9 protein-coding genes are annotated in these 12,965 nt (G+C 39.0%); 8 read left to right on the top strand and 1 reads right to left on the bottom strand.

Annotated elements, in window-relative coordinates:
- Positions 1 to 276: 276 nt before the first annotated feature.
- The gene (locus UYC_RS0116150; protein WP_235082850.1) at positions 277 to 1,608 is read right to left on the bottom strand and encodes a PEP-CTERM sorting domain-containing protein; all 1,332 of its coding nucleotides are present in this window, start codon (positions 1,606 to 1,608) and stop codon (positions 277 to 279) included.
- A 1,804-nt stretch (positions 1,609 to 3,412) separates the two neighbouring features.
- On the opposite strand from UYC_RS0116150, the gene UYC_RS0116140 reads away from it, so the two are divergent.
- The 8 genes from UYC_RS0116140 to rfbC all read left to right on the top strand — a co-directional run bounded on the left by UYC_RS0116140 (position 3,413) and on the right by rfbC (position 12,583).
- Positions 3,413 to 4,087 (top strand): vWA domain-containing protein, encoded by a 675-nt coding sequence (locus tag UYC_RS0116140; protein ID WP_016872569.1) that lies wholly within the window; start codon positions 3,413 to 3,415, stop codon positions 4,085 to 4,087.
- A 50-nt stretch (positions 4,088 to 4,137) separates the two neighbouring features.
- The gene (locus UYC_RS0116135) at positions 4,138 to 4,917 is read left to right on the top strand and encodes a PP2C family serine/threonine-protein phosphatase (protein WP_016872570.1); all 780 of its coding nucleotides are present in this window, start codon (positions 4,138 to 4,140) and stop codon (positions 4,915 to 4,917) included.
- Between the two features lie 68 nt (positions 4,918 to 4,985).
- Positions 4,986 to 7,166: a tetratricopeptide repeat protein gene (locus UYC_RS0116130; protein WP_016872571.1), complete on the top strand. Its 2,181-nt coding sequence runs from the start codon at positions 4,986 to 4,988 to the stop codon at positions 7,164 to 7,166.
- Between the two features lie 334 nt (positions 7,167 to 7,500).
- Positions 7,501 to 8,274: a glucose-1-phosphate cytidylyltransferase gene (rfbF, locus tag UYC_RS0116125; RefSeq protein ID WP_016872572.1), complete on the top strand. Its 774-nt coding sequence runs from the start codon at positions 7,501 to 7,503 to the stop codon at positions 8,272 to 8,274.
- Positions 8,275 to 8,385: 111 nt separating this feature from the next.
- Positions 8,386 to 9,597: an L-2-hydroxyglutarate oxidase gene (gene lhgO, locus UYC_RS0116120; protein WP_016872573.1), complete on the top strand. Its 1,212-nt coding sequence runs from the start codon at positions 8,386 to 8,388 to the stop codon at positions 9,595 to 9,597.
- A 109-nt stretch (positions 9,598 to 9,706) separates the two neighbouring features.
- The gene (locus UYC_RS0116115; protein ID WP_016872574.1) at positions 9,707 to 10,735 is read left to right on the top strand and encodes an NAD-dependent epimerase/dehydratase family protein; all 1,029 of its coding nucleotides are present in this window, start codon (positions 9,707 to 9,709) and stop codon (positions 10,733 to 10,735) included.
- Between the two features lie 129 nt (positions 10,736 to 10,864).
- The gene (locus UYC_RS0116110) at positions 10,865 to 11,926 is read left to right on the top strand and encodes a glycosyltransferase family 2 protein (RefSeq protein ID WP_016872575.1); all 1,062 of its coding nucleotides are present in this window, start codon (positions 10,865 to 10,867) and stop codon (positions 11,924 to 11,926) included.
- Between the two features lie 102 nt (positions 11,927 to 12,028).
- Positions 12,029 to 12,583 carry a dTDP-4-dehydrorhamnose 3,5-epimerase gene (gene rfbC, locus UYC_RS0116105; protein ID WP_016872576.1) on the top strand — a complete coding sequence of 185 codons (555 nt, stop codon included), beginning with the start codon at positions 12,029 to 12,031 and terminating at the stop codon, positions 12,581 to 12,583.
- The last annotated feature ends 382 nt before the right edge of the window (positions 12,584 to 12,965 follow it).

The raw sequence follows: 12,965 nt of genomic DNA, 5'->3' as shown, positions 1-12,965 counted from the left end.
TATGTTAATAATTTACCAAACCATAGGACAAATAGAACAGAATGTCGAGGTAGTTTGGGGTGTATGGGAAATAGGGGACAGGGGATAGGTGACAGGAAACAGGGTTGGGGGAATAGGGAATAGGAAGAAGTATTTTCAGGTGAGAAAATAGGGTTGGGGGAACAGGTGAAGAGGTATTTTCATGTATCTTGCTGAACTGCGTTCAGCAAGGGCTACTTAAGTTGTTGTGATTTTAGGATGCGATCGCACCTTGAAATCGATAACTCGGATGTATTTCTAAGCTACAACTTTCTTCTTTTTCTTCTTGAACCAGAAACCGACAACACCAGCCACTGCTGTACCTCCCAAAGTTAAAGGTTCTGGTACAGGCTCAGAAATCTTGTCTGCTCGAAAAATGGCCATTGAAGCATCGCTTAAAAACGTACCAAAAGCCAGCGATTCTCCATCAAATCCATGTCTGCTTATATCGTATATTTCAATTATTCTTTTGTCTGGAAATAATGTATCAGTACTGCTAATTACTTTACTAAGCATACCATCTAAATAAATATACAGTCCTGATTGGTAGTAATTAGCGTCATAGAATCTACCGACAAAAGTGACAGTATTACCATGTCTTCTTACTTCAGAGAAATAATCAAAATTACCAACACCATCAGGAACAGGTGTGTTTGTATCAACAATTTTGATTAAAGCTCCATTTTCACCCAAGTTAGCATATATGCCTGTTTTGCCACTAGCATCACTACCAACAAAAGTGATATTGCTACCACCTGTACTTGGGTAATCAATGGGATGGGAGTTATCAATCCCAGTAGGCATAGGCGTGCTTATATCAACAATCTTGATCAAGGCTCCATTTTCACCTGTGTTAGCATATATGCCTCGCTTGGAAGTAGCATCATCACCCAAAAAAGTAATATTGTTACCACTTATACTTGGGTAGCCAACCCACTTAAAGTTACCAATTCCACTGGGAACAGGCGTATTTGTATCTGCAATTTTGATGAAAGCTCTGTTTTCACCTGTGTTAGCGTATATGCCTGCTTTGTGACTAGCATCACTACCAACAAAAGTAATATTGTTACCACTTATACTTGGGTAGCCAACCCACTTAAAGTTACCAGTTCCACTGGGAATAGGCGTGTTTGTATCTGCAAACTTGGTTAAAGCTCCATTTATTCCTTTAGTAATATATATGCCGCTTTGAGCATCATGACTATAAGTACCACCTGCAATGGCGATATTACTACCACTGACACTCAGTTGCCCTAAGTAGTCAAATTTACCTGTTCCACCTGGAATAGGCGTATTTTGATCTGCTATCTTCGTTATGGCTTTATTTGTACCCGTAGTGGCATATACGCCTAGTAGATCAACATTGTGTTCAGAACCTCCTGCAAAAACGATATTATTACCATTTATATTTGGGTTAAATAGGTAGTAAAAATTGCCAGTGCCACCGGGAATAGGTGTAGTTCCATCTACAATCTTGGTGAATTTAAAACCAGCAGCATCTGCCTTTGGTATGGACAATAAATTTAGACTCTGGCTCAACACTATCGATGCAGTAAAGAGTTTAATACATAGACTGATGTTTAGATTCATTGCGATCACTCAGGAATTGCTCACGGAAACTTTATTACTTTTAAAAGTAGTAAATTTAACTACTCTATATATAATTTACGTGTTTATACTACAAGTTAAAATCACAAGTCAAGATGAATCTAATTAAGATTTCGAGCTTTTTCTAGAATGCGGGATGATGGAAGTGCGATCGCACTTACTTATGGTGGCTGTTTTTTGTGCGCTCGCGCTATTTGTTAAAATTCGCGGAATAATAGCACTCAAGAGTGTAAGGGTAAGCCAACACTTTAAAAGCTATCGGCAACTTACAAGAAAACCCCCAGCAAGCACTGGCATATCTCCAGCAAGCTCAAAACCTTTACACTCAAATTGGTGATATCTACAGTCAAAGTCGCAACCTATTGTTGATTGCCCAAAAGCAATTAGAAATAGGAGAACTAGAGGCGGCAATTCATTCCTGAAATCGTGCTGCTGAACTCGCCACCGCCATTAACTTTGCACCATTGTAGGAATACGCTCAAACTCCCATCGCCGAAATTAAAAAAGAAAGCGCTCTCGTCTTTGCTAGGGAGTCAGCCGTGAGGTTCATGCAATTTACCCGGAGAGGAGTTGGATACTTTTTACCTTATATTCTGTTATTGGCTTAATTACTTTCTTGTTGCTGCACCGTTAACTCCAAAAATACCAACTTAATTTTGAAGAGAGGGAGTCTATCTGTGCACACCTATTCCATTATATATATAGTACCCTGTCAACTTTCAAAAATCAAGCGTGCAGTTGGAGAAAAATTTGAATTTTAGCCTTTTGAGCTTGACGCGAAAAAAAGCGATCGCATTAACTCCCACTATTGGACTGACATAGCTAGCAAACCGCTTGATTTCAAGTAGACAACTTGGAGTAGGGGATTTTTTCCGGAAAGCATATGTGATGTTTTGTGAAATAACTGTATGAACCAAGCTCAAATGTCAAACTTAATTGCACACGAGTTTCACTGGATCAAGTGGGAATTCGATAGCTGAAGTAGCGCAAGTGCAAATCTACCCACACAAGGGTGCAGATAAAGGAGTAGCATGGGTGTTTTTGCCCCGATCTAGAAACATTGAGCACAATATGTAAGTTATTTAATGTCTATAAACAATTACTGTCAGAACTACTAGGTAAGTGTCTTAACAAAATGAACGTATGTGATTTCCTAAATTTGCTATATTTGTTCATCACTATCAAAAGTTACACTTTATTCAGATCAAATTTTTTACACTTGGCATAGTAGAAGATATTATATTTCAAGTTCAACAATTCACTTTTGTAAGTTCAGTTTTTATTTATTCTATATAGCCAAAAAGCACGATATTCGGGAATTTGCTGAATTTCTTTAATTTTTTATAAAGTTATTAAGTAAGTGGTTCTAATATTTTCTTGGGAAGATTAATCATGCTTTTCTTGATAGTTTTAGTGATAATGTTGATTGTTTAATAGTATTTAATGGATTTCATCTAAAATATTGCTATTCTACACAAAATCTTTAAAAGAGGACATCAGCAAAGGTACGCAATTATATTATCCTAGTTTAATAATGTATAAAATTTTTATCAGCACTTCTACAGATAATGCCAGCCTCTGGCAGATTCCCTTCTTAAAACGATTAATTAAGTCTCAGGGAAGATTTTTTAGAAGTTTTGCGTATTCCGGTAGCGGCTACCTGTTTCATAAATTAGTAACCAATCTACTAAACCATGCCATCTAGGTAGTCTTAGCAGGACTGGAAACTATATACTCTGAACAATGAGAACACAAACTTTTGGAGTGTGACATAACAAGAGAAGTTATGCAAGATACATTAAAACTTGATGAAGTAGTTGAATTCGCCGAGAATCCCGAACCGCGCTGTCCCTGTGTGTTGCTACTAGATACGTCCGGTTCAATGCAAGGGATGCCAATTAATGCATTGAATGAGGGGCTATTGAGTTTTAAGGATGAATTGATTAAAAACTCTTTAGCTTCCAGAAGGGTAGAAGTAGCAATAGTCACTTTTGATAGTCATGTCAATGTCGTACAAGACTTTGTGACAGCGGATCAATTTAATCCGCCAATACTGACTGCACAAGGATTAACTAATATGGGTTCCGGAATCCATAAAGCTTTGGATATGATTCAAGAGCGCAAGGCTCAATACCGCAGTAATGGCATCGCCTATTATCGTCCTTGGGTGTTCATGATTACTGATGGAGAGCCGCAAGGCGAGTCAGATAACATCATAGACCAAGCCACGAAACGTTTGCAGGTAGATGAAGCGAATAAAAAAGTGGCTTTTTTTACAGTGGGTGTAGAAAATGCCAATATGACACGGTTAAGTAATATTGCTGTCCGTACTCCCTTGAAGCTAAATGGATTAAATTTTGTAGAGTTGTTTGTCTGGCTGTCTGCCAGTATGTCAGCGGTTTCCCATTCCAAAGTAGACGAACAAGTGGCGCTACCTCCGATTGGTTGGGGTTCTGTTTAATTGAGATTTCCTGCTTACACTCACACAGCTAGCTGTTGGAAAATGGCTTTATGAAAACTTCAATTAAAATACCTCAATGGCGGGTAGTAGCCGCATCAGTATGCGGTACAAGTCACGTAAAAAATAAGCAGCTGTGTCAGGATGCTCACCATTTTTTAATATTGCCAGACAATGTTTTGGTGGTGGCGGCAGCGGATGGTGCCGGTTCTGCCATTTTAGGTAAGGTTGGGGCGATGGTTGCAACAGAAACTGCAGTCGAAACTATATCAAAAAAAGAAATTCATCGCGCTGTGCTCGAAGATGACGCTGTTGTGCGATCGCTTTTAATGGAGTCCATATTAACCGCCAAAACAGCCGTGGAAGCAGAAGCTGCTGCCTGCAACAAAAAACCACAGGATTTAGCAAGTACATTAATTTTTGTGGTAGCCACACCGGAACTGGTGGCAGTAGTGCAAATCGGAGATGGTGTGGCAGTAGCGAAGGATAGCATGGGCAATCTGAGCGCACTTACCACTCCTGATAACGGTGAATACATGAACGAAACAACTTTTTTGGTTTCACCTGGCGCTGTAGAAAGAGCGCAAGTGACAATCTGGCGTCAATCCGTAGTCAATCTCAGCGTTATTACTGATGGACTTCAATGGTTAGCGATGAACATGGCTGTCAGTGCCCCTCACAAACCTTTCTTTCTTCCTTTGTTTGACTTTGTTGCCAACGCCCAAGACAAGATCGTGGCGAAAGAGCAACTGGTGAAATTTTTGCGTTCCGAGCGAATCGCACAAAGGACGGACGATGATTTGACCCTGATTGTAGCAGCGCTAACTGATTAAGCGACAACCACAACTAAAGTTTTTGAGAGTTTCGTCAACCAACCCCAACTATCAAAATCAACATCATCATGCAGGTACTACGTTGTTTTCCCAACCAAAAATTTATTCCTCTCAATCTCACTGTCAGTTTAGGACGTGGTGGTGAAGCCTGTATTTATACAGTGCCAACAGATGCCAATTTAGTGGCTAAAGTTTATCACAGCCCATCCGAGCAACAAGCTCGCAAACTAGAGGTGATGCTCTCCCATCCACCAGAAAACCCAACGGCTAGTTTAGGGCACATTTCTATTGCTTGGCCTGTAGAATTATTGCGAGCCAAAGATAACAGCAACAGCATTATTGGTTTTTTAATGCCGCGCATTCGCGGGATGCGTCCGATTATTGACTTCTACAACCCTAGAACTCGTCGAGAGCACTGTCCTTTATTTAGCTATCAATATTTGCTCCGCACTGCTCGCAACTTAGCAGCGGCTTTTGCAGCTTTGCACGCCAGCGGATACTGTGTCGGTGATGTCAATGAGTCAAACATTCTTGTCAGCGATACAGCTTTAGTAACGGTTGTAGATACAGACTCATTCCAGGTTTACGATCCAGACAATAACTTTGTTTACCGTTGTCCTGTTGGCAAGCCAGAGTTTACCCCTCCAGAACTACAAAATAAAACTTTTGCTCACTGCGATCGCGCTGTTCCCCATGATTTGTTTGGTTTAGCAGTGCTGATATTCCAACTGTTGATGGAAGGTACGCATCCATTTTCTGGTATCTTTACAGGTGCAGGTGAACCACCACCTTATGAAGCTCGCATAGCAAGCGGTCATTTCACTTACAGTAAAAATCATTCCGTACCCTACATTCCTACTCCAATCGCACCAGCTTGGAAAATTCTGCATCCCAGTTTGCAGGATTTGTTTGTGCGTTGTTTTGAAGAAGGACACAACAACCCCCTACTGCGTCCTAGTGCTCAAACTTGGGCATTGGCTTTGGCAGAAGCAGAAGAAGCCCTAACGAGCTGTGAACTCAACCCTCAACATCGTTACAGCAACCATTTACAATCTTGCCCTTGGTGCGAACGCACTTTAAGATTGGGTGGACGCGATCCTTTCCCCTCACCAGCGGCGATCGCTGCCAGAGAACACCTCAAACCCCGCCCGCAATCAAGAAGGCGCTCTTCCCAACATCGACGGGCACCACAGCCAGTTATCCCATTGCAACAAATTCATCGTTACAATTCATTCGCTCATCAAAACGTTCCTTTTTATAAACCTGCTAGGAAGCCCAAATTTTATCCGATTATTCTGGGTTTGCTTGGATTGGGTACATTAGGATATTTGGACTTGGTAGTTAAATTTACTAGTCGCCCCTATCTTACCCAAAATTCCTACTCTCAACAAACTTTGATTTCTAATACTGCCAATAATGCTAATCGTAAAAATCTGACGTTTGCAGAGTACTACAAGCAAGGACACGCCTCTTACAAAATTAAAGACTACGAGCAAGCGATCGCCAACTTTTCTCTAGCAATACAACAAGCTCCCAAATACGCTAAAGCCTACATAAATCGTGGCAATGCACACTACAATCTCAAGGATTATGAGGCTGCAATTGCAGATTACAACCAAGCAATTCAAACTAACCCCAACGAAGTTAAAGCCTATGTTAACCGAGGAAATGCTCGCTATATGATTGCAGAATCTAGTAGCGATCCTGAGAAATATTACAAATTAGCAATTGGCGACTTTAATAGTGCTTTGCAATTTAATAACAATGAAGTTGAAGCCTATATCAGAAGGGGTATTGCCCACACTCAAATTGCTAAATATACTGGTGACTCCCAACTAAATTATCAAAAAGCAATAGCCGATTTTAATAAAGCGATCGCGATTAATCCATCAAGAGCAGAAGCCTATTTTCAACGCGGACTTGTTCGCTATCAAACTGCTCAATATGGTAGTGACTTTGAAAAAGAATACAACCAAGCGATTGAAGACTTTGACCAAGCTTTACGTCTTAATTCACGACTAGCAAAAGTTTATCTCAAACGAGGAATGGTTCGCTATGAACTTGCTCAGTATGGAGGTAGTGAATCTAGTTTCAACAAAAATAAAGCAGTAGATGATTTGCAGACTGCTGCCAAAATTTCCCTTGAACAAGAAGACGTGGATAGCTATCAACAAGCACTCAGCAGTATTTGTGTAGTCCTCGAAAATAAGTGTGAATCAGTCTTCCAAAATACAACTTTTTTAGACTAGAGCAAAGTAGAAACGCAAATAGCAAATTATATATTATATCTAGTAGCTAGTTGATTCTAAATTAAGGGAGAGCGATACTACTCAACACACCTGAAATTTAAGCTAGCTACTTTGTTATATATGTATTTGCTATTGAAAATTAAAGGTCTCTTTATTTTTAAACTTTTTAATCTTTTTACAGTCCAAGAAAGTTTTTTTACTTGACCTTCATAATAATTAGCACAAATACGTTTAAATTATATACTTGAGAAATTTAGCAATCAATATTTGCTTCATTTAAGTGTAGATGCAGTCAAACAATCATTAAATACTTATAAAAATCCGAGGCAATTGCATGAAAGCAGTGATTTTGGCTGGGGGATTGGGGACACGACTAAGTGAGGAAACTAGTGTCAGACCAAAGCCTATGGTTGAAATTGGCGGTAAGCCAATTTTATGGCACATCATGAAGATTTATTCTGCCCACGGTATTAATGACTTCATCATTTGCTGCGGTTATAAAGGATACGTCATCAAGGAGTATTTTGCCAACTACTTCTTGCATATGTCAGATGTGACATTCGATATGCGCTTTAACCAAATGAGCGTACATTCAGGTTATGCTGAACCCTGGCGCGTAACTTTGGTAGATACAGGTGATAACACCATGACTGGCGGAAGGTTAAAACGAGTTAAGGATCATATTGGCAACGAAACTTTCTGTTTTACCTATGGTGATGGTGTATGTAATGTCAATATCACAGAACTTATTAAATTTCATCAAGAACAAAAGACTTTAGGAACCCTTACTGCTGTTCAACCACCAGGACGCTTTGGTGCAATTATCTTAGGACAAGAACAAACTACAATCACCAGCTTTAAGGAAAAACCAGAAGGAGATGGTGCCTGGATTAATGGTGGTTATTTTGTTTTAGAGCCTGAAGTAATTAATCTCATCCCAGATGATTCTTGTGTTTGGGAAAAAGAACCACTAGAAAAACTTGCGGAAATGCAACAGCTATCTGCCTTTAAACATAATGGTTTTTGGCAACCAATGGATACATTAAGGGATAAAAATTATTTAGAGGAGCTATGGAAGAGTGGAACAGCTCCTTGGAAAGCATGGTAGCCTATAAATCTAGCTAGAGAGTTACTAGTTAGTGATGAGATAAATTGAACTACTAACTCATTTTTCGTCGCTTAAATTTCCTTTATTGTTTTAACAAAGGCAATTCTACCAATGTACGATTTTGCAATTATAGGTGGAGGAATTGTCGGTCTTTCCACTGGCATGGCTTTAGGTAAACGCTATCCTCATGCGCGGATTTTAGTACTAGAAAAAGAAAGTAAATGGGCATTCCACCAAACTGGCAATAATAGCGGTGTCATTCACTCTGGTATTTACTACAAGCCAGGAAGTTTTAAAGCTAAGTTTTGCCGTGACGGTTGCCGTTCAATGGTAGAATTCTGCCAAGAACATGGAATTGATTATGAAGTTTGTGGTAAGGTAATTGTTGCCACAGAAGAAGAAGAATTACCACGTTTAGAGAACCTTTATAAGCGTGGTTTAGAAAATGGTATAGAGATTAAAAGAATCAGCCCTGAAGAAGTTAAGGAAATTGAGCCTCATGTCAGGTGTGTAGGTGGAATTTATGTACTTTCAACAGGTATTGTAAATTATAAGCAAGTTTGCGAAAAATATGCTCAAATAATTGCACAGCAGGGAGGAGAACTGCGACTCAATACCAAAGTTGAAAAAATAGTTACTAGTAGCAATACTCAGATACTGGAAACAAATAACGGCACTTTTGAAGCTCGCTTTGTTGTCAATTGTGCTGGATTGCACAGCGATCGCGTTGCCAAATTAGGCAAAGTCGATCCACAAGCAAAAATAGTTCCTTTTCGAGGAGAATATTACGAACTCACGCCCGAAAAGCGCTATTTAGTAAAGGGCTTGATTTACCCCGTTCCTAATCCAGAATTTCCCTTCTTGGGCGTGCACTTTACCCGCATGATTGATGGTAGCGTTCATGCCGGGCCAAATGCTGTTCTTAGCCTCAAGCGCGAAGGATATAATAAAACAGACTTTGACTTGCGTGATTTTGCTGAAGTTATGACTTATGCGGGGTTTTGGAAACTAGCAGCAAAACATTCCGACGAAGGAATTAAGGAAATAGTTCGTTCCTTTAGTAAAGCAGCTTTTACAAGAAGTTTACAAAAACTAATACCCGAAGTCCAAGCAGAAGATTTAGTTCCTACCCACGCTGGAGTTCGTGCCCAAGCATTGATGAATGATGGTAAGTTAGTAGACGACTTTTTGATTCTTCATGGGCAAAACTCCGTTCATGTGTGCAATGCTCCTTCTCCAGCAGCGACTTCTTCGATTGAAATCGGTAAAGCAATAGTTGCGCAAATTCCTGAGCAGCAGCATCTAGAAACTGCACTAGTTTAAGTTTGTAGTTGCTTGTAATTCTTAGCGCGAACAATCCGCAGAAGTTAACAAGTACCTAAATCATCCTAAGAGAAATTAAATTAAACCAATCAACACCAAGGAATATTGAATGAAAGTACTAGTCACTGGAACAGAAGGATATCTTGGCTCATTATTAGCTCCCTTATTGCTTCAAAAGGGACATGAAGTTATAGGTGTAGATACGGGCTATTATAAAGTTGGTTGGTTATATAACGGTACTGAGTTAACAGCCAAAACCTTAAATAAAGATATCCGTCATATCACTACTGAAGATTTACAAGGTGTCGAAGCAGTCGTTCATATGGCGGAACTCTCCAACGATCCGACTGGACAACTCGCACCTCATATTACCTACGATATTAATCACAAGGGTTCAGTTCGTCTTGCCAAACTAGCAAAAGAAGCAGGTGTACGTCGCTTCGTTTATATGTCTTCGTGTAGTGTTTACGGCGTTGCTACCGATGGAGACGTAACTGAGGAATCACCCGTTAATCCCCAAACAGCTTACGCAGAATGCAAAACTTTGGTAGAGCGAGATGTTAAGCCACTAGCTGATGACGATTTCTCTCCTACCTTTTTGCGAAATGCCACAGCCTTTGGTGCTTCCCCCAGGATGCGTTTTGATATTGTTTTAAACAACTTGGCAGGGTTGGCATGGACTACTAAAGAAATCAAGATGATCAGTGATGGTACACCTTGGCGTCCCCTTGTGCACGCGCTAGATATTTCTAAGGCGATCGCTTGCACTCTCGAAGCACCACGCGATATCGTTCATAACCAAATATTCAATGTTGGCGATACCACCAACAACTACCGAGTCAAAGAAATCGCAGAAATTATTGCAGACACTTTTCCTGGATGCAAACTAAGCTTTGGTGAGCAAGGCTCAGATAATCGCAGCTATCGTGTTTCTTTTGAGAAAATTAACACAAAACTACCCGGATTTAAGTGTGATTGGAATGCCGAACAAGGTGCAAAGCAGCTATTTGATTTATTCACCCTCATCGATATGACAGAAGACACCTTCTTCTCTAGAGGCTTTACTCGTCTAAAACAGCTAGAGTACCTAATTCGCACCCAACAAATTGACCAAGATTTCTTCTGGGTTAAGAAATAGCAAAATCGCTCTCTTGGTAGCAACAAACCTTCAAAGATTCCGAATCAAATATATTTGGTTCGGATTGTCTCTATATGAATTATTTTTTGAGGAGTCTAAAAACAATACCTACACTTTACTACTGATCGTTTGTTTAGTGTAATTGAAATTAAAGTAGCCAATGATGCAATTACAAGATTCAAAAACAACTTTTCCGCAAATCCAACCACATCCAGTATGAACAAATTACTTACAATTGCTATCCCTACTTACAACCGTGCAGAGTTACTCGATCGCCAGTTAACATGGCTTGAGAAAGCTATCAAAGGCTTTGAATCTGAGTGTGAAATTGTCATTTCTGATAATTGCTCTCCAGATCACACACAAGAAATAATTGAAAAATGGTTAAATAAACTTGGTAATATTCAAGTCAAAGTAAATAGAAATAGCGAAAATATAGGTGTAATTAAAAATATTGCTTATTGCATCAATGCAGCTACAGGTAAATATGTATGGACAATTAGTGATGATGATAAAATAGATGCAAATTCAATATCTTATCTTTCAGATGTATTATCTACAGAAGCAAACTTATCATTAGTAATATTAAATTTTTCATGTCGCCATGAAGTATCAAAAGAATTAATTTATCAACGTTGTTTTCTCATTGTCAACGAAGAAGTAAGACTTGATGGCAAATCAGTCTTTGAGCATTGTATCCAAGAAAATCGCTCTGGTGTCCAGTTGATGTCTGCTCAAATATACAAAACAGAGTTAGTACAGAGTGCCTTGCAAAAATGGCCAGATGGCTTAAAAAACTTAGATTTACAAGTATATTTGACTGGTTTTTGTGCTATTCACGGAAATGTCAAAATCTCTAAAGATGTCTATCTAGAAAATGCTTTTGGCGCAAGTCATTGGATGCTAAAACCAAAATTACTGTTTCAAATGCAATACACATATTCACCTGAAGTTGATCTCAAACTAATGGAAATAGGTTACTCGGAGGAGTTTTGCAGCAGATTGGTTTTACAACATTTTTTCAAAAATAACTGGAGAGTCTTCCTCGGTGCTTTGAAAAGATGGCCCATTATGGCGATCGCCACAATTATTCCCTATTTGAGTTTGGTATGCAAATCAGCTTTAATAATTATGTTTCCACGTAAGCGAATAGAAGCGATCCCCGAAAGTATTGTATCCATAGGAAATTAGCTAATGCTTATGTACACTTATTATTTATAATCGATAATAGGTGGCTCTAAAATACTTTTGAAAAAGTATTTTCTCTACAATTAATAGAGGTATGAAATAATCATGATTTTTACCAAAACTAACCTTAAGGACGCATACATTATTGATTTGGACGAAAAGCACGATCACCGTGGTTTCTTCGCCCGTACCTTTTGCGCTCAAGAATTTGAGGCACATGGTTTAAAGCCAACGGTTGCTCAATGTAACCTGTCTTTCAACCATAAAAAAGGAACTCTGCGAGGAATGCACTATCAAATTCCTCCAGCAGCGGAAACAAAAGTAATTCGTTGTATCCAAGGCGCTATTTATGATGTAATTATTGATATGCGTCCTGAGTCTCCTACTTTTCTACAACATATAGGAATAGAATTAACTGCTGAAAATCGTCGTGCTTTGTATGTACCAGAAATGTTTGCCCACGGTTATCAAGCACTAACTGATGGAGCCGAAGTATTATATCAAGTTGGCGAATTTTACACACCAGGTTATGAAAGAGGCTTGCGCTATGATGACCCATTTTTTAATATTGAATGGCCTCTAGAAGTAACTGAAATTTCTGAAAAAGATAGAAATTGGCCTTTGATGACAATGATGCCTGTTGGTAGTGCATCTTCTTAAATATTTTCAGAGCATTAGGTACTAAAATAATACTGTGACTGGTGAGGCTACAAACTTTGTAAAAAAGCCAATCTTAATACAACTATCATCAGATTTTTGACTAAGCTTTGCTAAAGTGAGTCAATTTTAGATTTAAATTAAGTTTAAATCTCACTAATCATAATCGCACCAATTATTTGTGTGATTGCAGCTAATCATATCCTCTCAGTACTCATTTTCAGATTTCAAAGAGTATTGGGAGGGATATTTACATGAAAACTCATCGCAGAAAATTAAGGAGTATTGAACCGCACAAACCAAAGAAGTAGTGATCAGAATTTATAATATGCTTTTTGTGCAGCTTGAACTAATAGTTAACAAAATTATGGGAATATGTTCAGAG

The organism is Chlorogloeopsis fritschii PCC 6912 (genome assembly GCF_000317285.1).
In the GTDB taxonomy this organism is placed as follows: domain Bacteria; phylum Cyanobacteriota; class Cyanobacteriia; order Cyanobacteriales; family Nostocaceae; genus Chlorogloeopsis; species Chlorogloeopsis fritschii.
Note: the sequence above shows the minus strand (reverse complement) of the source record. Positions and strands in the feature narration are given on the sequence as shown.

Coding starts and splice junctions, on each gene's coding strand:
- UYC_RS0116150 (WP_235082850.1), bottom strand. CDS start 1,608: ATGAATCTAAACATCAGTCTATGTATTAAACTCTTTACTGCATCGATA.
- UYC_RS0116140 (WP_016872569.1), top strand. CDS start 3,413: ATGCAAGATACATTAAAACTTGATGAAGTAGTTGAATTCGCCGAGAAT.
- UYC_RS0116135 (WP_016872570.1), top strand. CDS start 4,138: ATGAAAACTTCAATTAAAATACCTCAATGGCGGGTAGTAGCCGCATCA.
- UYC_RS0116130 (WP_016872571.1), top strand. CDS start 4,986: ATGCAGGTACTACGTTGTTTTCCCAACCAAAAATTTATTCCTCTCAAT.
- rfbF (WP_016872572.1), top strand. CDS start 7,501: ATGAAAGCAGTGATTTTGGCTGGGGGATTGGGGACACGACTAAGTGAG.
- lhgO (WP_016872573.1), top strand. CDS start 8,386: ATGTACGATTTTGCAATTATAGGTGGAGGAATTGTCGGTCTTTCCACT.
- UYC_RS0116115 (WP_016872574.1), top strand. CDS start 9,707: ATGAAAGTACTAGTCACTGGAACAGAAGGATATCTTGGCTCATTATTA.
- rfbC (WP_016872576.1), top strand. CDS start 12,029: ATGATTTTTACCAAAACTAACCTTAAGGACGCATACATTATTGATTTG.